Origin of the sequence: Enterococcus sp. HMSC078F03 (genome assembly GCF_001811595.1) — a bacterium.
Lineage (GTDB): Bacteria > Bacillota > Bacilli > Lactobacillales > Enterococcaceae > Enterococcus > Enterococcus faecalis.
On the sequence record NZ_KV805570.1, the window covers coordinates 25,246 to 46,330 of the forward strand.

General features: G+C 37.7%; 19 protein-coding genes and 3 other annotated features. Of the genes, 9 read left to right on the forward strand and 10 right to left on the reverse strand.

The features are described 5' to 3' along the window. Positions 1 to 200: 200 nt before the first annotated feature. From HMPREF2810_RS09415 to HMPREF2810_RS09425, 3 genes are all read left to right on the forward strand, one after another. Positions 201 to 806 (forward strand): TetR/AcrR family transcriptional regulator, encoded by a 606-nt coding sequence (locus HMPREF2810_RS09415; protein WP_002355664.1) that lies wholly within the window; start codon positions 201 to 203, stop codon positions 804 to 806. A 138-nt stretch (positions 807 to 944) separates the two neighbouring features. After that, a complete protein-coding gene (locus HMPREF2810_RS09420; protein WP_002355665.1) occupies positions 945 to 2,024 on the forward strand; it encodes an ABC transporter permease in 1,080 nt (359 codons plus the stop codon). A 4-nt stretch (positions 2,025 to 2,028) separates the two neighbouring features. Next, entirely contained in the window at positions 2,029 to 2,697 is a 669-nt protein-coding gene (locus HMPREF2810_RS09425; RefSeq protein ID WP_002383047.1) for an ABC transporter ATP-binding protein, read from the forward strand. A gap of 56 nt (positions 2,698 to 2,753) precedes the next feature. Here the strand turns inward: HMPREF2810_RS09425 and HMPREF2810_RS09430 are convergent, their stop codons facing one another. From HMPREF2810_RS09430 to HMPREF2810_RS09450, 5 genes are all read right to left on the reverse strand, one after another. Next, the gene (locus tag HMPREF2810_RS09430) at positions 2,754 to 3,317 is read right to left on the reverse strand and encodes a tRNA 5-(aminomethyl)-2-thiouridylate-methyltransferase MnmM (RefSeq protein ID WP_002368069.1); all 564 of its coding nucleotides are present in this window, start codon (positions 3,315 to 3,317) and stop codon (positions 2,754 to 2,756) included. Beyond that, positions 3,317 to 4,285 (reverse strand): tRNA modification radical SAM protein MnmL/YtqA, encoded by a 969-nt coding sequence (locus tag HMPREF2810_RS09435; RefSeq protein WP_002355668.1) that lies wholly within the window; start codon positions 4,283 to 4,285, stop codon positions 3,317 to 3,319. Before HMPREF2810_RS09435 ends, HMPREF2810_RS09430 begins: the two co-directional genes overlap by 1 nt. A gap of 15 nt (positions 4,286 to 4,300) precedes the next feature. Further along, positions 4,301 to 4,951 carry a phosphatase PAP2 family protein gene (locus HMPREF2810_RS09440; protein WP_002383048.1) on the reverse strand — a complete coding sequence of 217 codons (651 nt, stop codon included), beginning with the start codon at positions 4,949 to 4,951 and terminating at the stop codon, positions 4,301 to 4,303. 167 nt (positions 4,952 to 5,118) lie between these two features. Continuing rightward, the gene (locus tag HMPREF2810_RS09445) at positions 5,119 to 6,144 is read right to left on the reverse strand and encodes a DUF4097 family beta strand repeat-containing protein (protein ID WP_010715050.1); all 1,026 of its coding nucleotides are present in this window, start codon (positions 6,142 to 6,144) and stop codon (positions 5,119 to 5,121) included. Continuing rightward, a complete protein-coding gene (locus HMPREF2810_RS09450; RefSeq protein ID WP_002361297.1) occupies positions 6,144 to 6,830 on the reverse strand; it encodes a DUF1700 domain-containing protein in 687 nt (228 codons plus the stop codon). The genes HMPREF2810_RS09445 and HMPREF2810_RS09450 overlap by 1 nt, the downstream gene beginning before the upstream one ends. Before the next feature lie 288 nt (positions 6,831 to 7,118). On the opposite strand from HMPREF2810_RS09450, the gene HMPREF2810_RS09455 reads away from it, so the two are divergent. Beyond that, a complete protein-coding gene (locus tag HMPREF2810_RS09455) occupies positions 7,119 to 9,332 on the forward strand; it encodes an autolysin (protein ID WP_002416814.1) in 2,214 nt (737 codons plus the stop codon). 50 nt (positions 9,333 to 9,382) lie between these two features. Then, positions 9,383 to 9,615, forward strand: a binding site (T-box leader). A 121-nt stretch (positions 9,616 to 9,736) separates the two neighbouring features. Then, the gene (gene leuS, locus HMPREF2810_RS09460; protein ID WP_010706700.1) at positions 9,737 to 12,151 is read left to right on the forward strand and encodes a leucine--tRNA ligase; all 2,415 of its coding nucleotides are present in this window, start codon (positions 9,737 to 9,739) and stop codon (positions 12,149 to 12,151) included. 55 nt (positions 12,152 to 12,206) lie between these two features. Here leuS and HMPREF2810_RS09465 read toward each other — a convergent pair whose 3' ends face one another. The 5 genes from HMPREF2810_RS09465 to HMPREF2810_RS09485 all read right to left on the reverse strand — a co-directional run bounded on the left by HMPREF2810_RS09465 (position 12,207) and on the right by HMPREF2810_RS09485 (position 15,283). Continuing rightward, complete coding sequence (locus HMPREF2810_RS09465; RefSeq protein ID WP_002383054.1) at positions 12,207 to 12,431, reverse strand: DUF3955 domain-containing protein; 225 nt, start codon at positions 12,429 to 12,431, stop codon at positions 12,207 to 12,209. 96 nt (positions 12,432 to 12,527) lie between these two features. Further along, complete coding sequence (locus tag HMPREF2810_RS09470) at positions 12,528 to 12,971, reverse strand: DUF2798 domain-containing protein (RefSeq protein WP_002386980.1); 444 nt, start codon at positions 12,969 to 12,971, stop codon at positions 12,528 to 12,530. A gap of 175 nt (positions 12,972 to 13,146) precedes the next feature. After that, the gene (locus tag HMPREF2810_RS09475) at positions 13,147 to 13,980 is read right to left on the reverse strand and encodes an amino acid ABC transporter substrate-binding protein (RefSeq protein ID WP_002355679.1); all 834 of its coding nucleotides are present in this window, start codon (positions 13,978 to 13,980) and stop codon (positions 13,147 to 13,149) included. A gap of 10 nt (positions 13,981 to 13,990) precedes the next feature. Next, positions 13,991 to 14,626 carry an amino acid ABC transporter ATP-binding protein gene (locus HMPREF2810_RS09480; RefSeq protein ID WP_002358764.1) on the reverse strand — a complete coding sequence of 212 codons (636 nt, stop codon included), beginning with the start codon at positions 14,624 to 14,626 and terminating at the stop codon, positions 13,991 to 13,993. A gap of 12 nt (positions 14,627 to 14,638) precedes the next feature. Next, positions 14,639 to 15,283 (reverse strand): amino acid ABC transporter permease, encoded by a 645-nt coding sequence (locus HMPREF2810_RS09485; RefSeq protein ID WP_002383057.1) that lies wholly within the window; start codon positions 15,281 to 15,283, stop codon positions 14,639 to 14,641. Between the two features lie 54 nt (positions 15,284 to 15,337). After that, positions 15,338 to 15,580 (reverse strand) — a binding site (T-box leader). A gap of 155 nt (positions 15,581 to 15,735) precedes the next feature. Beyond that, positions 15,736 to 15,968, reverse strand: a binding site (T-box leader). Positions 15,969 to 16,115: 147 nt separating this feature from the next. On the opposite strand from HMPREF2810_RS09485, the gene HMPREF2810_RS09490 reads away from it, so the two are divergent. The 4 genes from HMPREF2810_RS09490 (at position 16,116) to HMPREF2810_RS09505 (ending at position 21,050) form a co-directional block, all read left to right on the forward strand. Then, the gene (locus HMPREF2810_RS09490; protein ID WP_010709260.1) at positions 16,116 to 17,747 is read left to right on the forward strand and encodes a peptide ABC transporter substrate-binding protein; all 1,632 of its coding nucleotides are present in this window, start codon (positions 16,116 to 16,118) and stop codon (positions 17,745 to 17,747) included. A gap of 106 nt (positions 17,748 to 17,853) precedes the next feature. Beyond that, positions 17,854 to 18,102 carry a GlsB/YeaQ/YmgE family stress response membrane protein gene (locus HMPREF2810_RS09495; protein WP_002355684.1) on the forward strand — a complete coding sequence of 83 codons (249 nt, stop codon included), beginning with the start codon at positions 17,854 to 17,856 and terminating at the stop codon, positions 18,100 to 18,102. A gap of 377 nt (positions 18,103 to 18,479) precedes the next feature. Next, a complete protein-coding gene (locus HMPREF2810_RS09500) occupies positions 18,480 to 20,219 on the forward strand; it encodes a DUF2264 domain-containing protein (protein ID WP_002386982.1) in 1,740 nt (579 codons plus the stop codon). Positions 20,220 to 20,222: 3 nt separating this feature from the next. After that, positions 20,223 to 21,050, forward strand: a complete 828-nt coding sequence (locus HMPREF2810_RS09505) for a hypothetical protein (protein ID WP_002386984.1) — start codon at positions 20,223 to 20,225, stop codon at positions 21,048 to 21,050. Positions 21,051 to 21,085: the final 35 nt, after the last annotated feature.

Sequence of the window (21,085 nt, forward strand, 5' to 3'; positions counted from 1 at the left end):
TTTTTATATGGACTGCAGTGGTTGATTTATCTTGGGGGCGAAAAAGGCTGGCTGACACATCTGCAGCGGTGGTATTATTGCGCGGTTCTTCTCCAAATAGCAGGCACATTGATTGTATATTTTTCGTTTTTTGTATAAAGGTCTCTCGTTTCTTGCCGGAGAATATGCTAAAATAAAAAGCAGCAGGGGGCGAGAAAACCATGGAAAAGCCAAATAAACGCAAAGCTGATTTAGAACGTACACGGCAAATTATTTTGTCTGTCGCTTCTGAATTATTCATGACAAAGGGGTTTAAAAATACCTCCACTCGTGAAATTGCTTTAAAAGCGAACATTACCCAACCGAATCTCTATCACCATTTTAAAAATAAAAAAGAACTGTATTTAGCTGTGATTGAAGAATTAACGTCCCGTGTTCAGGAAGAATTAGTCCCAATTGTTTCTGGAAATGCATCAGTAGAAGAAAAACTTTATCAATTAATCAAAGTTTTGTTAGATGAACATCCGACCAATCTTTTCTTAATGTTGAACGACATGTTTCAAGAAATGGGCCCTGATTACAATCGTACGCTGTATCAAATTTTCAAAAAAACCTATATCAATAATATTGCGGCTATTTTTGAAAGTGAACCTGAAACTAATTGCTTACAAGAGGGCATCAGTGTAGATGATGCAACTCGGTTTATTTTATATAACGTTAGTGCATTATTAAGTATTGAAAAAACGTACCAGCGGAAAACAGTGGATGACGATGTCAAAAAATTCATTCAATTTATGCTACATGGCGTTCTGAAAAGTCACAAATAAAAAATAGAGAAGCCTTGTTGAAAAACAGACTTCTCTATTTTTTTGTAAAATTCACTTATCAATCGATAAATAATTGTTGATTTATCGATTGATAAGTGATATAGTTTATTTCGAAAAGAAGAAAGAGGTGAACCATTCATGTTTTTAGGATTTAATGAAATGAAGTATTCAAAAGGACGGTACGTCCTTGTAGTCTTAGTAATGGTCTTGATTGCTTGGTTAATTTTTATTTTGTCAGGTTTAGCGAACGGTTTAGCTCAAGGAAATCGTTTAGCCGTAGATCAATGGCAAGCGAATCAAGTGGTTTTATCAAAAGAGGCCAATAGTAATTTAAATGTATCAGTGTTAGATGAAAACGTGAAAGAAACGATTTCAGGAGGCAAAATTGCACCGATTGGTCAACAGTCGTTAGCTATCCGCCCAGCAGATGACAAAAAGGCTGAATTAACGAATGTTAGCTTATTTGGGATTGAAAAAGAAAGTTTTTTAATGCCAAAAGTGATTGAAGGAAACGCATTTACTGATAAAAATCAAGTGATTGCTTCAGAAACATTGAAAAATCAAGGATTTAAAATTGGCGACAAATTAACTGCAGGGAAATATGATGAGCAATTAGAAATTGTCGGCTTTATTTCTAAAAGTAGCTATAACATTGTGCCAGTTATTTACACTTCTCTGGATACTTGGCGGTCAATTAAATATGGTGACAATCCAGCAATGGCCAAAATGGTTAATGGTTTCATTGTTCGCAGCAAGGACAACGCGGAAGTTAAAACGACTAATAAAGACAGCCAAGTTCTTTCAATTTCAGATTTTATTGAAAAACTGCCAGGATACAGCGCTCAAAACTTGACCTTGGATGGCATGATTTATTTCTTGATTGTGATTGCAGCGTTCATTATCGGTATTTTTATCTTTGTGATGACTTTACAGAAAACAGCAATGTTCGGTGTCTTAAAAGTTCAAGGGGTGCCAACTAGTTTCTTAGCAAAGGCAGTCATGCTACAAACCGCTTTATTGGCTGTTCTAGGAGTGGCGATTGGTCTTGCTTTAACGGGAATTACCGTGCTTTTTTTACCAGAAGCGATGCCTTATGCAACTAATGGACCACGCATGATTTTGTTTAGTGTACTATTGATTTTATCTGCATTAATTGGCGGGGCATTTTCAATTCGAACGATTGCTAAAATTGATCCGTTAATCGCGATTGGAGGTTAGAGACATGGCAAATGTTTTAGAAATGAAAAATATTTATAAAAAATATGGTGAAAAACATACAGAAGTGATCGCGTTAAAAGAATTATCTTTTGCGGTTCAACCAGGTGAATTTGTCGCAGTAATTGGTCCTTCTGGTTCTGGTAAAAGTACCTTTTTAACGATTGCAGCTGGTTTACAGGCACCGACAAGTGGTGAAGTCATTGTTGGCGGGCAATCACTAAATAAGTTAACGAAAAAACAACGTTTGGCGCAACGTTTTCAAAAAATCGGCTTTATTTTACAAAACTCTAATTTGGTGCCATTTTTAACAGTGGAAGATCAATTTCACTTAATTGAAAAAGTTGATAAGTCACGTAAAAATAGTGAATTAAAAGAGCAATTGTTAGAGACGTTGGGTTTAAAAGAATTACGAAATAGTTATCCTCGTGATCTCTCTGGTGGGGAAAGACAACGGGTAGCCATAGCGTGTGCATTGTATCATGAGCCAGACGTAATTTTGGCAGATGAACCAACGGCTAGTTTAGATACAGAAAAGGCGTTTGATGTTGTCCAATTACTAGCGAAAGAGGCCAAAGAGAAAGATAAAGGGATTATCATGGTGACACATGATGAGCGTTTGTTGAAATACTGTGATCGAGTGGTTCGTATTCGTGATGGTGAATTGACAGAGTAACAAAACAAATAAAAGAGAACATGATCGGATTGCTGGAGCAATCCGATCATGTTCTCTTATTTCTTTTCAATACAGAAAAGAACAGGTGGCTGATTTTTTTGATTGATAAACTCATAACGTAAGACACTGTAAACATCTTGTGGTAAGGCTTGCGTGTAATTCGTTACCAAATCAAGTTCCTCTGAACCACCTTCGTGGCCATAATAAACGACTAAAATAATGCGACTTCCTTTTACCAAATGAGGCAGTAACCCATCTAACGCCTGTTTAGTCGTAGTGGGTTTTGTAATAATTTCCTTATTACTTTTAGGTAAATAGCCTAAGTTAAAAATAGCGGCAGTGATTTCTGTTTCTTCATCTAGGACAGCATGAAGATGTTCATGTCCTAATGGAAATAACGTAGTTTGTGGGAGTAAATTAAGTTCTGTTAACTTTTGTTCTGTATTGATCAACGCTTCTTTTTGGATATCAAAGGCGAAAACTTCACCAGAAGGGCCAACCAGCTCTGCTAAGAATGCTGTATCATGACCATTTCCCATTGTTGCATCAATGACGAAGTCGCCAGGTTCCACCACTTCTTTTAAAAGTTGGTGACTAAAATGTAGGGCTGTTTGTAGCATTAATTGAAAACTTCCTTTCCTGAAATGACAGTATATTTTCCTTGATAACTGTTGCGGCGTTTCATTTCCGCATCAATCGCATTGAGGACTTCCCATTTTTTCAAGCTCCACATCGGTCCGATAATTGTTTCAAAGGGGGCATCGCCTGTTAAGCGATGAATAACAATTTCGGGTGGAATCATTTCTAACTGATCACAAATCACTGAAACATAGGCTTCTTTGCTCATCAATTGTAAGCGTCCTTCATTATAATCTCGCATCATTTTGGTATTTGTCATTAAATGAAGTAAATGCAGTTTAATCCCTTGGATATCTGAATCCTGAATAGTTCGCCGCACATTTTCGCGCATCATGGCAGGTGTTTCACCAGGTAGCCCGTTAATTAAATGTGTACAGACCCGAATCCCGTGTTTCCGTAATTTAGCCACGCCATCTAGATATGTTTGATAATCATGAGCGCGATTAATGGCAGCGCTAGTTTCCTCAAATGTGGTTTGCAAACCCAACTCTACCCATAAATAAAAGCGTTCATTTAATTCGGCTAAATAGTTCACTACCTCATCAGGCAAACAATCAGGACGGGTACCAATGGATAAACCAACGACGCCTTTTTCATTGACTACTTGTTCAAACCGATGACGAATAACGTCAACGGGCGCATGTGTATTGGTGAAATTTTGGAAGTAAACAATGTATTGATCGACAGTTGGCCATTTTTGATGCATCAATTGGATTTCTTTTTGAAATTGAAGCGGCAGGGGATCGCTAGGTGCAACAATCATGTCGCCTGATCCAGAAACACTACAGAACGTACAACCACCTTTGGCAACCGTCCCATCACGATTGGGGCAATCAAAGCCACCATCAATTGGCACTTTAAAAATCTTTTCACCAAACTGTTGACGAAGTGCATAGTTCCAAGTGTGATAGCGTTTATTTGGATCATCTGAATAAGGAAAAATTTGCATAATCAAGACTTCTTTCTAGCGTTGTTTGCTTTGAAATCGCCAAACAAAGCGTTTTTCTAAATAAATAGGGTAACTTAATAACAACCAAGCTAAACCAAGACAAAAACCACCTAAGATATCGCTAGGGAAATGGACACCTAAATAGATTCGACTAACCCCAATCATGAAAATCCCAATACCTAGTAAAATTTGCACACAAAGGCGGACCGTTTTATTTTTAATGAAAATTGGCAGAATCAATAAAATAGTGCCGTAGAACAAAGTACTTCCTACAGCATGTCCGCTAGGAAAACTATACGTATGTTCAGTTACTAAATGCTCCAAAGTAGGACGTTGGCGCATAAAGAATAATTTTAATAAAGAATTACCTACGCCAGCAATTAAGGCAGTATTAATAAAGAGCCATAATGCTTCAGCATAATATTTCCAAAAAATAAATAGAGCAATGACAACAATCGCTAAGATGATAATCGTCAATGAATTGGCAAATTTGGTGTACCAAATAAAAAAGTTATTTAGCTGTGGAAAAGGACGACGAACAAAAGAAGTAATCGTTTGATCAAAGCCTTTGAGCCAGGTTGGATAAAAACGAACAACATAGCCTAAAAACATAAATACTAAAAGAAAACAACTACCTGCAAATTGATAATAAAGTTTGTTTTTCATAAAAAATCCTTTCAAAATTTAATCGCAACAATCCGTATTATACCATCAAAAGGGTAAAAAATTAAAAGATAATTTCATTGCCTGATTAGAGGGGATACAGATATTAAAAAAGTTCTGGCAGCACAATCTCTCATTGTGGTGCTAGAACTTTTTTTAATGGCGCATGTTTATTGATTATCGTCGTCAGGAGTATCAACGGTAATATCGCCGAATTCGCTAGAAAGGTTAAACTCTGTATCTGAACGACCATTCTTATAAGATGTTCGCTCTTTGTTTAAAAGTTGAACATCGCCTAATTTTGATTCACCTTTGATTGAAATGTTACGCAAAATTTCTCCAGAATTTACATAAATATCTCCATGGACAAGAGCGACAGTTAATTTTTTAGGCACAGCAGGCATGTCTAAAGAAAAATCACCATTTTCACTTGAAAAGTTAGCTTCTCCTTTGAAATCATAGACGCTAATATCGCCATCTGTCGTTGTTGCTTGGATGTTTCCACGAGCATTTTGCACTCGAATATCACCAGAAGTAGTCGTATTTTTGATTTCATCGAAATAGGCTGAATCCAACGTTATATCGCCGTCAGTGGTTTCAACTGTTGCTGTTTTAGCGGAAGTATCTGCTGAAAGGTAGATACCATCTGAAGAGTTAAGCGTCATTTTTTTGGCTTTAACGCCCGATAGACTAACATAAGAATTTGGTAGATTAGTTGTTAATTCGTCTACGTTAAAAGCATTCAATGAAACTTGTGAATGGGTTGAGCCATCAATCACTAACTTTTTCACATTATTAGGAATCTGGACACTCACGTTCGGTGTGAGGTCATTAAAAATGCCAATATTAAAAAATGACAACTCGGGTTGGTTTTGTGTACGAGTGGTATTGATGGTTGCTGTTATTTTATTTTTTTCTTCTTTGACATCTAAGGTGCCTTCAGCTTTTGAATAAAAGGCATTATTCGGTGATCGTAATCCCATGTTGTTACTATCAGTTTTATAAATGGTATAAGGGCCTTTGCCTTTTAAGGATAAGTGGAGTTCTTCGCCTGCTTGTTTATTTTTTAGTGTATAACTTTCTTTTAGCGGCGTGACTGATTTTTCCGCTTGTTTGTAAAAATAGACGGCGCCAGATCCACCAATTAGCATCGCTAAGACAGCAATGGATAAGAGAATCCCTGTTGTTTTTTTCATTAGATATCACCTCGTAAAACAGCAATGTTCCATTGGAAATAACGCTTAAAGACATGTGCTGAAAATTTTAAAATTGGTAGAAACAGTAACCAACCAATGATTGATGCACCAAATAAAAAGAGACTCATAGATAATTGGAAAAAGGAAGCGGCATTTGCTTGGGTAATAACACTATAAATACCATAAATTGGTGAAAATAAAGTTGCAGCTCCGGCAATGCCACAACCGACGTACATTAAGGCAATCCCTAAAATAACCCAAAACATGAAGAAAAAATTTAAACAGAAAATACCAAGCACTTGGAAAAATCGGGTTAGCGGCCGATGCTGTGGTCGTTGATAGTAAGGAGAATCATTATCATAGTAAAATTCAGATTCTTCTTCATAGGGATGATCATAAGCAGGTGTAGCCGCTGGAATTTCTTGCCAGCCATTATTTTCAATTTTTCGTTCCGTCAATTCGATGCCTTGTTCTTTTAAAATTTCTTCTGCGATAACTCGTGGTTTCCCCAATGATTTTGCCACTTGTTCTTCTGTTTCGCCTTCCGCAACACGAGCATCAAATAACGCCTTGTATTTCGCAAGAATAATAGCTTGATCTTTTGGATTTAATGCTTTTAAATAAATTTTCAGCTCAATAATAAAATGTTCTTTATTCATTCCGCTCCCTCTTTCTACACGATTCATTTCTCATCTTAAACTATAATTTCTTTTTGGGCGAATAACAAGAGGAATTAAAAAAATCAGACTAAGGTAAAGAAGCGTCTACAACTAAAGTCGCAGTTTTTTCCGAGTAGTAACAAGAGAGTAAATCTATGTTAAAAAACATTACTTCTTTACAATCTAGTTACAGTAATATGAAATTTTGTTGAAGTGTTTTTAATTCGTCAGAAAAAAAGGTATACTTGTTATAATAACAAAACTAAAAAATTACATTTACATATAAGTTAAAAAAGGAAAGTTGGGGACGTATCAATGAAGAAAGAATCAATGTCACGTATCGAAAGAAGGAAAGCACAACAAAGAAAGAAAACACCAGTACAATGGAAGAAAAGCACTACTTTATTCAGCTCGGCGTTAATTGTTTCATCTGTAGGAACGCCCGTTGCGTTACTACCAGTGACTGCTGAGGCAACAGAAGAGCAGCCAACAAATGCAGAAGTTGCCCAAGCACCTACTACGGAAACTGGCTTAGTAGAGACACCAACAACAGAAACTACGCCAGGAACTACGGAACAACCGACAACGGATTCGGCAACAACGACTGAATCGACAACTGAATCATCAAAAGAAACACCAACAACACCAAGCACTGAGCAACCAACAGTTGATTCAACTACACCTGTGGAATCAGGAACGACTGATTCTTCAGTAGCAGAAATCACGCCAGTAGCTCCTTCAACAACCGAGTCTGAAGCAGCGCCTGCGGTTACACCCGATGATGAAGTAAAAGTACCAGAAGCTAGAGTAGCTTCTGCGCAAACTTTTTCAGCGTTATCACCGACGCAAAGTCCTTCAGAATTTATTGCCGAGTTAGCACGTTGTGCACAACCTATTGCGCAAGCCAATGATTTATATGCATCAGTGATGATGGCTCAAGCAATCGTTGAAAGTGGTTGGGGAGCAAGTACGCTATCTAAGGCACCAAACTATAACTTATTTGGGATTAAAGGCAGCTACAATGGACAATCTGTCTATATGGATACATGGGAATATTTAAACGGCAAATGGTTAGTGAAAAAAGAACCTTTCCGTAAATATCCTTCTTACATGGAATCATTCCAAGATAATGCGCACGTGCTAAAAACAACTTCTTTCCAGGCGGGCGTTTACTATTATGCTGGGGCTTGGAAAAGCAATACAAGCTCGTACCGCGATGCAACTGCTTGGTTAACAGGTCGTTATGCGACAGATCCTAGCTACAATGCTAAATTAAATAATGTCATTACCGCATATAACTTAACTCAATATGATACACCATCTTCTGGTGGGAATACTGGGGGCGGAACAGTTAATCCAGGAACAGGCGGTTCTAACAATCAATCAGGAACGAACACGTACTATACTGTAAAATCAGGAGATACCTTGAATAAAATTGCCGCGCAATATGGTGTGAGCGTTGCTAATTTACGCTCATGGAACGGCATCTCGGGTGATTTAATTTTTGTTGGTCAAAAACTTATCGTGAAAAAAGGTGCTTCAGGTAACACTGGTGGCTCAGGCAGCGGTGGTTCTAACAATAATCAATCAGGAACGAACACGTACTATACTGTAAAATCAGGGGATACCTTGAATAAAATTGCCGCGCAATATGGCGTGAGCGTTGCTAATTTACGCTCATGGAATGGCATCTCTGGCGATTTAATTTTCGTTGGTCAAAAACTCATCGTGAAAAAAGGTGCTTCAGGTAACACTGGTGGCTCAGGCAGCGGTGGTTCTAACAATAATCAATCAGGAACGAATACGTATTACACAATTAAATCAGGCGATACCTTGAACAAAATTGCCGCGCAATATGGTGTGAGCGTTGCTAATTTACGTTCATGGAACGGCATCTCTGGCGATTTAATCTTCGCTGGTCAAAAAATTATTGTGAAAAAAGGTACTTCAGGTAACACCGGCGGCTCAAGCAATGGTGGTTCTAACAATAATCAATCAGGAACGAATACGTACTACACGATTAAATCAGGGGATACCTTGAACAAAATTTCTGCACAATTCGGTGTTAGTGTGGCTAACTTACAAGCCTGGAATAACATCAGCGGTAGTTTGATTTTTGCTGGTCAAAAGATTATCGTGAAAAAAGGCGCTAACTCAGGTTCAACGAATACGAACAAGCCTACGAATAATGGTGGCGGTGCGACAACATCTTACACGATTAAATCAGGCGATACGTTGAATAAAATTTCTGCACAGTTTGGCGTGAGTGTTGCTAATCTACGTTCATGGAACGGGATCAAAGGCGATTTAATTTTTGCTGGTCAAACAATCATCGTGAAAAAAGGCGCTTCTGCAGGTGGCAATGCTTCTTCAACAAATAGTGCATCAGGCAAACGCCATACAGTTAAAAGCGGTGATTCACTTTGGGGCTTATCAATGCAATACGGAATCAGCATCCAAAAAATCAAACAATTAAATGGCTTAAGCGGGGATACAATTTATATTGGTCAAACTTTAAAAGTTGGTTAATTTAAGATTGAAAAAAATAGCTATCTTTGGTAACATGAGTCTTATAATAGAAAAAAACAATGAGAAGGAATAGTAGAAAGAACCATGTGATAGAGAGCGTATGGCTGGTGGAAATACGTACAGAAGCTTTTGAACTCGCCTTTAAGTTACTTTTTTGAACAAACCAAGTAGGAAAAGTCGGTGACGATCGTTAAGACGTTTGAGGTTAAGGTGACGGTGACTGACCGTTTCTTTGACGAATTTAGGTGGTACCACGTTGCATTTGTATGTTCACGTCCTATAGGAATTTTTCCTATAGGACTTTTTTTTATCACTAAGTGGCTAGTTTAAGTCAGAATAGTGAAAATGGCTGCAGGTGGCAAATTTTAAGAATGAAAAATTTTATATTAATTAGGAGGAATAACATGAGCTACAATCACAAAGAGATTGAGAAGAAATGGCAAAAATATTGGGCTAAGAACAATTGTTTCAATACATTGGATGACCCAAATAAAGAAAAATTTTATGCACTAGATATGTTTCCCTATCCATCTGGACAAGGCTTACACGTAGGTCACCCGGAAGGCTATACAGCAACCGATATTCTTTCACGTATGAAACGTGCGCAAGGCTATAATGTGTTGCATCCAATGGGCTGGGATGCGTTTGGTTTGCCAGCAGAGCAATATGCGTTAGATACAGGAAATGACCCAGCTGAATTTACTAAGAAAAATATCGAAACATTCCGTCGCCAAATTAATTCACTAGGATTCAGCTATGATTGGAATCGTGAAATTAATACCACTGATCCTGAATATTACAAATGGACACAATGGATATTTACAAAATTATATGAAAAAGGGTTAGCTTATGAAGCAGAAGTTGCGGTTAACTGGGTACCTGAACTAGGAACTGTTATTTCAAATGAAGAAGTCATTGATGGAAAAAGTGAACGTGGCGGTTATGATGTGGTTCGCCGACCAATGCGTCAATGGATGTTGAAAATTACTGCTTATGCAGATCGCTTATTAGAAGATTTAGAGCTTGTTGATTGGCCAGAAAGTATTAAAGATATGCAACGAAATTGGATTGGACGTTCTGAAGGAGCCAATGTGACCTTTAAAGTCGCTGGCACAGAAGAAAGTTTCACGGTGTTTACGACCCGTCCGGATACCTTGTTTGGTGCAACCTATACTGTTCTAGCTCCTGAACTAGAACTAGTGAAAAAAATTACGACACCTGAACAAACAGCAGCTGTAGAAGCATATATTGAAGAAACCTCAAAAAAATCTGATTTAAATAGAACGGATTTAGCAAAAGAAAAAACAGGTGTTTTCACAGGTGCGTATGCGATAAATCCAGTCAATGGCCAAGAAATTCCAATTTGGATTGGCGATTATGTTTTAGCAAGCTATGGTACAGGCGCAATCATGGCGGTCCCAGCGCATGATGAACGGGATTACGAATTTGCGAAAACATTTGGCATTGATATCCTACCAGTAATCGCAGGTGGCGACATTACAACAGAAGCCTATACAGGGGATGGACCGCATATCAATTCTGATTTCTTAAATGGATTAAACAAAGCAGAAGCCATCGCTAAAATGAATGAGTGGCTAGAAGAAAATCACGTAGGGAAAAAAGAAGTATCTTATCGTTTACGTGACTGGTTATTCTCTCGTCAACGCTACTGGGGTGAACCAATTCCTGTGATCCATTGGGAAGATGGAACAACCACAACGGTTCCTGAATCTGAGTTACCTCTACGTTTACCAGTAACATCGGATATTCGCCCAAGTGGAACTGGGGAATCGCCATTAGCAAACATTGATGAATGGGTCAATGTCGTCGACCCTGAAACTGGCATGAAGGGAAAACGTGAAACGAATACTATGCCACAATGGGCTGGAAGCTCTTGGTATTACTTACGATTCATTGATCCTCATAATAAAAATGAAATTGCTGATTTTGAAAAATTAAAACGTTGGTTACCAGTTGATATCTATATTGGTGGTGCCGAACATGCGGTGCTGCATTTACTTTATGCTCGTTTTTGGCATAAATTCTTATATGATATTGGTGTGGTTCCTACCAAAGAACCTTTCCAAAAATTATACAACCAAGGTATGATTTTAGGAGAAAACAACGAAAAAATGTCTAAATCACGTGGCAATGTTGTAAATCCCGATGATGTGGTGGCTAAATATGGTGCGGATACGTTACGTCTTTATGAAATGTTCATGGGCCCATTAGATGCTTCCATTGCTTGGAATGAAAATGGATTAGAAGGAAGTCGTAAATTCTTAGATCGCGTTTGGCGTCTGATTGTTGATGAAGAAGGCAAAATGCGTGACCGAATTACCACAATTAATGATGGCCGTTTAACGAAAGTTTATCATCAAACGGTTAAAAAAGTGACAGAAGATATGGCAAACTTGCACTTTAATACAGCGATTTCTCAATTAATGGTTTTTGTGAATGAAGCCAATAAAGTGGATGCCTTACCTTATGAATATGTGGAAGGATTTGTCCAATTACTTGCGCCAATCGCGCCACATATTGGTGAAGAACTATGGCAAATTTTAGGTAACGAGGAAAGTTTAACTTATGTCCCTTGGCCAACCTATGATGAAACGGCCTTAGTAGAAGATGAAGTGGAAGTAGTTTTCCAAGTGAACGGAAAATTACGTGGCAAACAAAATGTCGCTCGTGGGTTAAGCAAAGAAGAATTAGAACAAATTGCAATGAACCATGAAGCTGTTAAAGAATTTATTGAAGGAAAAACAGTGCGCAAAGTGATTGCTGTTCCAGATAAATTAGTAAATATTGTTGCAAATTAAGTTTACATGTTTTTATTAAAAAAAGAGCCGGACGTATCAAAACGTCAGGCTCTTTTTAAGGTTGTTTTGTTTTACCTTTTTGATTCATATGTTCTTTACATGTGATTGTTATGACTGAAAGCAAGGCGATGAAGAGAAAAAAGTAACCAAGCGGCGTACAGAAAAAGGCGGGTTCTTTTAAAAGTCCATCGCTAGATAATGTTGATCCAACTAAAATAGAGATCATAAATAATAAAAGACTAATCAAGCCAAGAAATAAGCTAATACGATATTTTTTCAACTTCAGTTCCTCCTTTAATGAACTATCACTAAGATAAATCAAAAAGGTTAACTTTTTTTTAGGCAACTGTTAAAACTTAGATAAGAAATCTATTTTCTAAGTTTGTCGTTGTTGGTAATTGGTTAAGATCATACGTGAAAAGGGACCGACAATCAGCAATTGATAAGGAAGGGCAACAATAAAGTTCAGGCCCCAAGCTTGGAAATACGCACTTAGTGACAACGTCTGGCCTTCCATTAATAAGCCAAATAAAGACATACAAGTCACCATGCTGATAATCATGAGACTCGAAATGGTCAGAATAAGTAATAGCCGTTTTTCTTTATTAAAGGGTAAAGAAAAAGCGATTTTCTTAGCTAAGACACCAACGATGAAAACATCTAAAATAAAAGCAACGATAAATCCAGGAAGCAAACCTTTTGATAAGGCGTACAATGAAAATTCTCCATGCAATAATAAATTATAGGTGCTCATTCCGAAAACCATCAGAAAGCACATTAACGTAGTAAAAAGCATTCCTTCTTTTTTATTAGTAGGCATTTTTTTCTCCTTTCATTTATTGAGAGTAATGATTGTTCTAGGCAGAAAAGGACAAATTCTCTCGACTTTTACTAGTGTAGCAAAAATAAAAGTTCTTCATAAGTTAGAATTTGCTAAGAATTTGATTCAAATAAAAAGGTGTACTAAGTCAGCAGTACACCTTTTTATTCGTTATTTAGTTTATTTTTGTGTTATTTGTAACGTCCTCTCCAAACCATTTTTGAGAAATTTTACTAAGGGTGCCATCTTTTCGTAACGTTTCAAAGGCAGTATTGATTTTTTGGACTAATTGATTGTCTGATTTGCGGACGCCCACAGCAAAATCTTCATTGTCATAGCCTACATGAGAAATAGTATAGTTTTTTAAATTATCTTCGTGGGAAAGATAGTAGTTGGCGTAAACGCGATCGATTAGGAGTCCGTCAATTCGACCAGATTTTAAATCTAAGAAAGCTTCATTAAAGCCGTCATATAAAATAGGTGTTTGGTCTTTAACAAATTTTTTCAAAACGTCAGGCTGACTTTCGAAGCCATCATAGCCAGAAGAGCCGTTTTGAACCCCTAAAATTTTGCCTTGCATGTCGCTCGCTGTTGCAATGTTTTTTTCTTTTAAAGAAACAAGTACTTGGTCGTTCGTCATGTAAGGTTGTGTGAATTGAACTTTTTCGGCCCGCTCGCTCGTTTTAGTGTAGCCGTTCCAAATAAGATCAATGGTTTGATTTTGTAATTCTGTTTCTTTCATAGACCAATCAATCGGTTGGAAGTCAACGGAAATGCCATAAAGTTTAAAAACCGCTTTGGCTAAGTCGACATCAAAGCCGACAATTTTGCCTGATTTATCTTGAAAACCCATGGGCACAAAGGAGTCATCTAAGCCAATAATAATCCGTTTTTCTTCGTTAATCCGTGTCCATTGATCTTCGTTGCTTTTTCTTTTACCACAACCTGCAAATAGGAGTAAACTACAACAGATAACCAGCAAGGCTAAAGAATATTTCTTTTTCATCATAAACTCCTTTCTATTGGACGGGGGCAACCGTCAAAAGATTGTCTGCAATTTTTTCAGCGAAAGCCATATCGTGGGTCACGACAATCTGTGTCATGCCTTGTTTCCGTAAATCTAAAATAACTTCTTCCACTTGTTGGCGTAAAGCTGGATCTAGCGCGCTCGTTGGTTCATCGTACCCAAGAACTTTTGGCTTCATTGCTAAGGCACGAGCAAGTGCAACTCGTTGTTTTTGTCCACCGGAAAGTTGGTACGGATAGAGTTTTTCTTTACCAGCCAAGCCCAATTTTTCCAGTAATTCTAAAGCTTCTTGCTGACTTTTTGCTTTTTCTTCTTTTAGTACTAATGTAGGTGCTAAGGTAATGTTTTCTAAAACTGATAAGTGAGGGAAAAGTTGGAAATCCTGGAAAACGACCCCAACCACTTGATCGGCATTGTCCATTTCAGCAGGATTGAAAGGAACACCATCCAACAAAAGCTCACCAGAATCAATGGTTTCTAAACCAGCCAAACAACGAAGTAAAGTGGTTTTTCCGCCGCCTGAAGGACCAACAATCGTTAAAATTTTACCATCTGGAATTTCTAAATTTAAGTGATCAATAATGGTCCGGTTGTCAAAATGTTTGGTTAAATTTTTAATAGTTAACATGGTAGAGTCCTCCTATTTATAATATTGATAGAATTTTTCAATTTTCTTAGAAGCAACAGTCAAAATTGCCGTAAAGAGTAAATAAATCACTCCCACTAAAGCTAATGGCACTAATGTAACATCGCGGCTCATCGCAATTTTACCAGCACGTAAAAGATCGCCTAAGCCAAGAACATAAATAAGAGAAGTATCCTTGACCAAATTGATAATTTCATTTCCTACGGAAGGCAGCACGATTTTAACAACTTGTGGCAAAATAATCCGCGTGACTGTTTGAAAACGTGTTAAACGTAAAACCTTAGCAGCTTCATATTGACCTTGGGGAATTGCTTGAATCCCCCCGCGGAAAATTTCAGCAAAGTACGCAGCATAATTTAAAATAAATGCGAATAAGGCCGCATCGTAACGTTCAAAGACAATACCAATTAATGGTAAGCCGTAAAAAACAAAAATTAATTGTAACAATAGCGGAGTGCCGCGCATTAACCAAATGTAGAGGTTAATTAAGTAACGTAAAGGTTTAAACGAACTTTGTAAAATAAAGGCAATGATGATCCCCAGTGGAATCGAGCCAAGGAGCGTAAAGAAAAAGACTTTCAGTGTCATGCCAGCTCCGCTAACTAAAGCAGGTAAAATTTCTAAAATATAATCCATCATTTTTTCCTCCAACAATTTTTATTAAAAAAACAAAAAAGCCTCTTGGCTGTGAGCCAAGAGGACGAATCGCATTCGTGGTGCCACCTCAATTTACTTATCTTTCACAAGATAAGCCTTATGTAGTTGCGTTGACAACTACTCTCTGTTAACGATAGAGTCACCGGTTTTTCTTACTAAAGGATTCAGAAAAACATCTTTTAGGTGTGAGTAAAGAAGAATCCATCTTTTTCTTTCAGCCAATGAAAAAGTCTCTGTAAAGGAAGAGCTAAATTACTATGTCCTAAGCCTTGATTGTAAGTATGAAATTGTTCGAACGGAACAGAAAACCTGTTGCTTTTCTAGCTTATCCCATTAAGCATATAGAAAAGAGGACAACAGACTTGAGCAGTTGAGGCACTCTCTCAGGTTGAAAAGCGCATCTAAAAAAACAAAAAAGTCCTTTGGCTGAATAGCCAAAGGACGAATAATCAATTATCGTGGTTCCACCTTAGTTTATTCGTGTTTCGCAACACGAACCTTATGAAGTTCATAACTTCGCCTGTTAACGAGTGGTCCCGGACTTTCCTACTAAGGGTTCAAAAAGTCAACTCCCAGATGTGGTTCGCTGTTTCTTTACGTCTTTTTCCACCAACCAAAGACTCTCTTCACTAAAGGAAACAGTTACTCTTCTGTTCTCTGTTTTTCAATACTGTACCACCAGAAAAAATATCTGTCAACTCTTATTCTTAAAAAAATATTTTTCTTTCAAAAAGTAAGTGCTGAAAAAGGACAAATGTATGGAAAATCATGTAAAATGTAGGTAAGTTGTTTGAACAGAAGGAGGAGTTTTGGTATGAAACAGAAAAAGTGGTTAATCGGACTTGTTGCACTGGGCTTGGTTTTAGCAGCATGTGGAAGTGGCGGTTCGAAAACGACCTCAAACGAACCAGCTACACAGAAAATTAACGTCGCATCTGGTGGTGAACTCTCGACATTAGACAGCGCTCATTATACAGATGTCTATAGTTCCGATATGATTGGTCAAGTAGTTGAAGGCTTGTATCGACAAGATAAAAACGGAGATCCTGAGCTAGCTATGGCGAAAGCAGAGCCACAAGTTAGTGAAGACGGGTTAGTCTATACATTCAAGTTACGAGAAGCAAAATGGACAAACGGGGATCCAGTTAAAGCAGGGGATTTTGTAGTTGCGTTTAGAAACGTGGTCGATCCAGCATACGGTTCAAGTAGCAGTAATCAAATGGATATTTTTAAAAATGGGCGTGCGGTGCGGGAAGGACAAGCCACGATGGAAGAATTTGGTGTCAAAGCAATCGATGACCAGACACTAGAACTAACATTGGAAAATCCAATTCCTTATTTAGCCCAAGTCTTGGTTGGGACACCTTTTATGCCTAAAAATGAAGCCTTTGCCAAAGAAAAAGGTACTGCCTATGGGACTTCTGCAGATAATTTTGTTGGCAATGGGCCGTTTGTAATTTCAGGTTGGGATGGCAATTCCGAAACTTGGAAATTGAAGAAGAATGATCATTATTGGGATAAAGAACACGTAAAATTGAATGAAATTGATGTTCAAGTAGTGAAAGAAATTGGCACAGGAGCCAATCTTTTTGATAATGGCGACTTAGATTACACTGTTTTAGCAGATACTTATGCACTTCAGTATAAAGAGTCAAAACAAGCGCATTTTGTACCTAAAGCCATGGTGGGTTATTTAAGCCCCAATCATCGCCGTGAAATTACCGGCAACGAACATGTTCGAAAAGCTTTTTTACAAGCGATTGACAAAGAAACTTTTGCAAAAGAAATTTTAGGAGATGGCTCGACAGCTTTAAATGGTTTTGTACCAGCTAATTTTGCAAAAAATCCAGATACAGGTGAAGATTTCCGCAAAGAAAATGGTGATTTATTGCCATATAATATTAAAGAAGCCCAAGCTAACTGGAACAAAGCGAAAGAAGAGTTGGGCAAAGATAAAATTGAATTGGAACTAATCTCAGCGGACTCAGCGATTGCCAAGAAAACCATTGAATTTGTTCAAGGGCAATTGCAACAAAATTTACCAGGTTTAACAATCAAATTAAAATCATTGCCTTTGCAAAATCGTTTGGATTTACAAACAGCAGGTAATTACGATTTAGCCTTTGGAACATGGACGCCTGATTATGCTGACCCCATTAATTTTTTAGAATTTTATGACTCGAAAAGTGGCTTAAATACTTCTGGTTATAACGATTCGGCGTATGATGCGGGTCTCCAAAAAGTTAGAAAAGATTACGCCAATGAACCTGAAAAACGCTGGAATGAATTACTAAGTTTAGAAAAAACATTAATTGAAAAAGATGCTGGTGTTTTACCCTTATTCCAAGGAGCCATTGGTTACTTGAAATCAGATCGCTTACAAGGCTTGCAAGTATTTTCTTTTGGTCGCACAGTATCCTATCGTTTAGCTTATGTAGAAGAATAAATTGACTTCTGAAAAGTCCTATCTTTTGAAAAAGTCTGCTTTCTGTTTTATCCTTAAAGAAGGAAAATTAACTAAAAAAATCAACTATGAAAGGTAGGTTTTTCAAATGTTTAGCTTTCTATGGGCATTAATTGTCGGAGGAATTATTGGCGCAATTGCTGGCGCAATTTTAGGAAAAGACGTGCCAGGTGGCATTATTGGAAATATTATCGTGGGCTTTTTAGGAAGTTGGGTAGCATCACTCTTGTTGCCTTCTTTAGGACCAGTCATCGGCGGGTTTCCAATTATCTCAGCGTTGCTAGGAGCGATTATCTGTATCGCTATTTACTCTTTTATTGTAAACCGTAAGGCGTAAAATTGTATCAAAATGATATCTTGAAAAGCATCATAAAACTTGTGAAGGTTGATCAAACCATTACTTTTGATGTCTTTTCTCTCATATTTTAAGTCTATGACAAAAATCTCTTTGGATTTTTGTCATAGACTCTTTTTTTAAAAATATTTATTATGAGAATTTCCTGCGTTAGACTGCTTATTTTTCATTTATTATTCATTTTTGATAAAGGAAGTTTTGTTGGATAAAGTGAATAGCTCAAGGCTCAACAAAAATAAAGAAAAAATTAATATGTTAAGTTCAAGGTGAGTGAAATTCTGCTCTCATAATACGCCGTTTTATTCATTAAACGATAGTTGAAAAAAATAAGTGCCCTTGTTATTCTTTGAATTAAACTAATGGGGGCGAAAAGCATGGAATCGTTAAAAAGTAATCTTTTTTTGACCAGAGAAGCATATTTGGAAGCTTTTGAAACAATCATGACACCTTTAAAAACGGCTATTTTAACATCAGAAAAACCTGGCGTGAATTTTGGGTCCAGTGGTGCTGTCTATGATCAGCAACATGCTGAAATGGAAGCGCTCATTCGACCATTATGGGGAATTGGACCGTATTGGGTTACTTGTAAAGATGATGTTTTAAGAGATGCTTATGTGGAAAAATTAATCGCAGGAACTGATCCGTCATCCCCAGATTATTGGGGCGTTATTGTTGATTATGATCAATATATTGTGGAAGCAGCAGCATTATCTTTAACTTTATTGCTTCATAAGACATATTTTTGGTCCTGTTTTTCTGAGAAACAGCAAGAAAATATCATGGTTTGGTTAAATAAAGCACTTGGTTGTAAAATTCCTAAAAATAATTGGACGTTTTTCAAAGTGCTCATTCGTCTGGCACTCGAGGGATGTGGACAAGTGATTAACCAAGCGGAACTAGAGGAAGAATTGGCGTTGATTGAATGCATGTATTTAGGTGATGGTTGGTATATGGATGGTAAAACTACGCAAAGAGATTATTATATTTCGTTTGCTTTTCATTATTATAGTTTGATTTATGTCAAATTTATGCGAGAAAGAGATCCTATTCGTGCGAAACGTTTTACAGAACGAGCCGTTATGTTCGCGCAGGACTATCTGTACTATTTTGATGAGGAGGGCGAAGCGTTACCTTACGGACGTAGTCAAACGTATCGATTTGCTCAAGGAGCATTTTTCGCAGCTTTGATATTTGCAGAAGTAGAGGCTTTACCTTGGGGACAAATAAAAACGCTGTTAGCAAAACATTTACACTGTTGGATGCAACAGGCTATTTTCACTTATGATGGTCGGTTGTCCATTGGCTATCATTACGAAAATTTAGTAATGGCAGAAGGTTATAACGCACCAGGCTCTCCGTATTGGGCTTTTAAAACATTTTTGTTGCTCGCAGTGGATCAAGACCATCCGTTTTGGCGTGCTGAACCGCTGGCGATAAAACGAGAAGAAAAGCGTTTGATAGAAAAGGGAAACATGTTATTAATCCATCCTAAAATGAAAACGCATGTCCTCGGCTATCCTGCAGGACTATGGCTTGAAAATCAAGCACATGCTGCGGCTAAATATAGTAAATTTGTCTATTCTAGCCGCTTTGGTTTTAGCGTTCCCAAAGCTGGTGCGCGTTATGAGGAGGGGGCTTTTGATAACGTATTGGCTGTTTCTCGTGATGGTGAATATTTTCGTGTTAAAGGGAAAGTTCATGATTTTTATTTAACAGAGGAGCAAGTTTATTATAAATGGCTACCTTTTCAAGAAGTAGAAATTGAAACAACCATTTATCCTTTTGGAGAATGGCATGTTAGAGTACATGAAATAGTGACATCGGTTCCATTAAAAGTGCGCGAAGGAGGATTCAGTCTACCGTTACTTGGAAAATTTTCAGAAAAAGAACTTGGTAAAGAGTGGGCTAGAGTCGATTCAGGAGAATTGTGTTCGCAAATAGTTGCAATTGAAGGGTATGACCACGCAGGTATTCTTCAACCTGAACCCAATACATCGTTGTTTTTCCCAAGAACAAGTTTACCTTATTTGCAAAAAGAGCTACCAATAGGAACGCATCGCCTGATTTGTTTGGTAGGTGGTGTGACAAGGGAGGAATAAAAAATGATAAAAATCGAATTGAAAAATAAAGACAATCAGATTATTACTGGCCGAATCGATCACGAGAAGCCAGAAGCGCCATTCGTGGCGGAGGGAGACACGTTAGCGGTATTAGCAATTAAACAGTACCTTTATCAAGTTGGCGATAAAATTGTAGTGACTTATACAGGGGCTACCCCTTATTTGATGGTTCAATTAGATGAAACTTTGGCTCCTTCATTGATTTATCTAAAAGAAAAAGTTTGGGAATATCAAATTCCATTAGAAGAATCTGCTCGAAAAGCTTTTGTTGATACGGCCTTTCATTCAGCAAGGCACCAAATAATGGTTCGACAAGCGCACACGTTTGAAAAAGACAATTATCAAAATCTTTCTATGAATACACATGACCAAAAAGAATATTCAGGAGCCTATCCTCATGCGTATGCAAACGTTGAAACGAGAGACGATGCTGTTTTCTTTGCGAAAAATGCGATTGATTCTAAGTTTGGTAACCTTTCTCATGGCTCGTATCCATTTGCTTCTTGGGGAATTAACCAAAAAAAGGAGGCACAGTTAACGATTGACTTTGGCAGACCTGTAGAAACGGACTGGATCCGCTTGCTATTTCGGGCGGACTACCCACATGATAGCTATTGGGAGGAAGTCACTTTAGCTTTTTCAGATGGTGAGGAACGAGTAGTTGCCACAACGAATACCACCTGTTTTCAAGAAATAAAGTTCCCAATGAAAACAACACAAACTTTGACATTAAAATGCTTACGAAAAGCGCTGGACTCTTCTCCATTTCCAGCGTTGACCCAAATTGAAGTATTCGGTCGGAATAAATAACAAGAGGTCGGGACAGAACCGTTTAGCTCCGAGAA

What these genes read in the sequence shown, in the direction of transcription:
- HMPREF2810_RS09475 (WP_002355679.1), bottom strand. Translation starts at nt 13,980, where the DNA reads ATGATGAAAAAGAAATATTCTTTAGCCTTGCTGGTTATCTGTTGTAGT.
- HMPREF2810_RS09420 (WP_002355665.1), top strand. Translation starts at nt 945, where the DNA reads ATGTTTTTAGGATTTAATGAAATGAAGTATTCAAAAGGACGGTACGTC.
- HMPREF2810_RS09415 (WP_002355664.1), top strand. Translation starts at nt 201, where the DNA reads ATGGAAAAGCCAAATAAACGCAAAGCTGATTTAGAACGTACACGGCAA.
- HMPREF2810_RS09480 (WP_002358764.1), bottom strand. Translation starts at nt 14,626, where the DNA reads ATGTTAACTATTAAAAATTTAACCAAACATTTTGACAACCGGACCATT.
- HMPREF2810_RS09430 (WP_002368069.1), bottom strand. Translation starts at nt 3,317, where the DNA reads ATGCTACAAACAGCCCTACATTTTAGTCACCAACTTTTAAAAGAAGTG.
- HMPREF2810_RS09470 (WP_002386980.1), bottom strand. Translation starts at nt 12,971, where the DNA reads ATGCCTACTAATAAAAAAGAAGGAATGCTTTTTACTACGTTAATGTGC.
- HMPREF2810_RS09450 (WP_002361297.1), bottom strand. Translation starts at nt 6,830, where the DNA reads ATGAATCGTGTAGAAAGAGGGAGCGGAATGAATAAAGAACATTTTATT.
- HMPREF2810_RS09425 (WP_002383047.1), top strand. Translation starts at nt 2,029, where the DNA reads ATGGCAAATGTTTTAGAAATGAAAAATATTTATAAAAAATATGGTGAA.
- HMPREF2810_RS09440 (WP_002383048.1), bottom strand. Translation starts at nt 4,951, where the DNA reads ATGAAAAACAAACTTTATTATCAATTTGCAGGTAGTTGTTTTCTTTTA.
- HMPREF2810_RS09495 (WP_002355684.1), top strand. Translation starts at nt 17,854, where the DNA reads ATGTTTAGCTTTCTATGGGCATTAATTGTCGGAGGAATTATTGGCGCA.
- HMPREF2810_RS09490 (WP_010709260.1), top strand. Translation starts at nt 16,116, where the DNA reads ATGAAACAGAAAAAGTGGTTAATCGGACTTGTTGCACTGGGCTTGGTT.
- HMPREF2810_RS09485 (WP_002383057.1), bottom strand. Translation starts at nt 15,283, where the DNA reads ATGATGGATTATATTTTAGAAATTTTACCTGCTTTAGTTAGCGGAGCT.
- HMPREF2810_RS09455 (WP_002416814.1), top strand. Translation starts at nt 7,119, where the DNA reads ATGAAGAAAGAATCAATGTCACGTATCGAAAGAAGGAAAGCACAACAA.
- HMPREF2810_RS09445 (WP_010715050.1), bottom strand. Translation starts at nt 6,144, where the DNA reads ATGAAAAAAACAACAGGGATTCTCTTATCCATTGCTGTCTTAGCGATG.
- HMPREF2810_RS09435 (WP_002355668.1), bottom strand. Translation starts at nt 4,285, where the DNA reads ATGCAAATTTTTCCTTATTCAGATGATCCAAATAAACGCTATCACACT.
- HMPREF2810_RS09505 (WP_002386984.1), top strand. Translation starts at nt 20,223, where the DNA reads ATGATAAAAATCGAATTGAAAAATAAAGACAATCAGATTATTACTGGC.
- HMPREF2810_RS09500 (WP_002386982.1), top strand. Translation starts at nt 18,480, where the DNA reads ATGGGGGCGAAAAGCATGGAATCGTTAAAAAGTAATCTTTTTTTGACC.
- leuS (WP_010706700.1), top strand. Translation starts at nt 9,737, where the DNA reads ATGAGCTACAATCACAAAGAGATTGAGAAGAAATGGCAAAAATATTGG.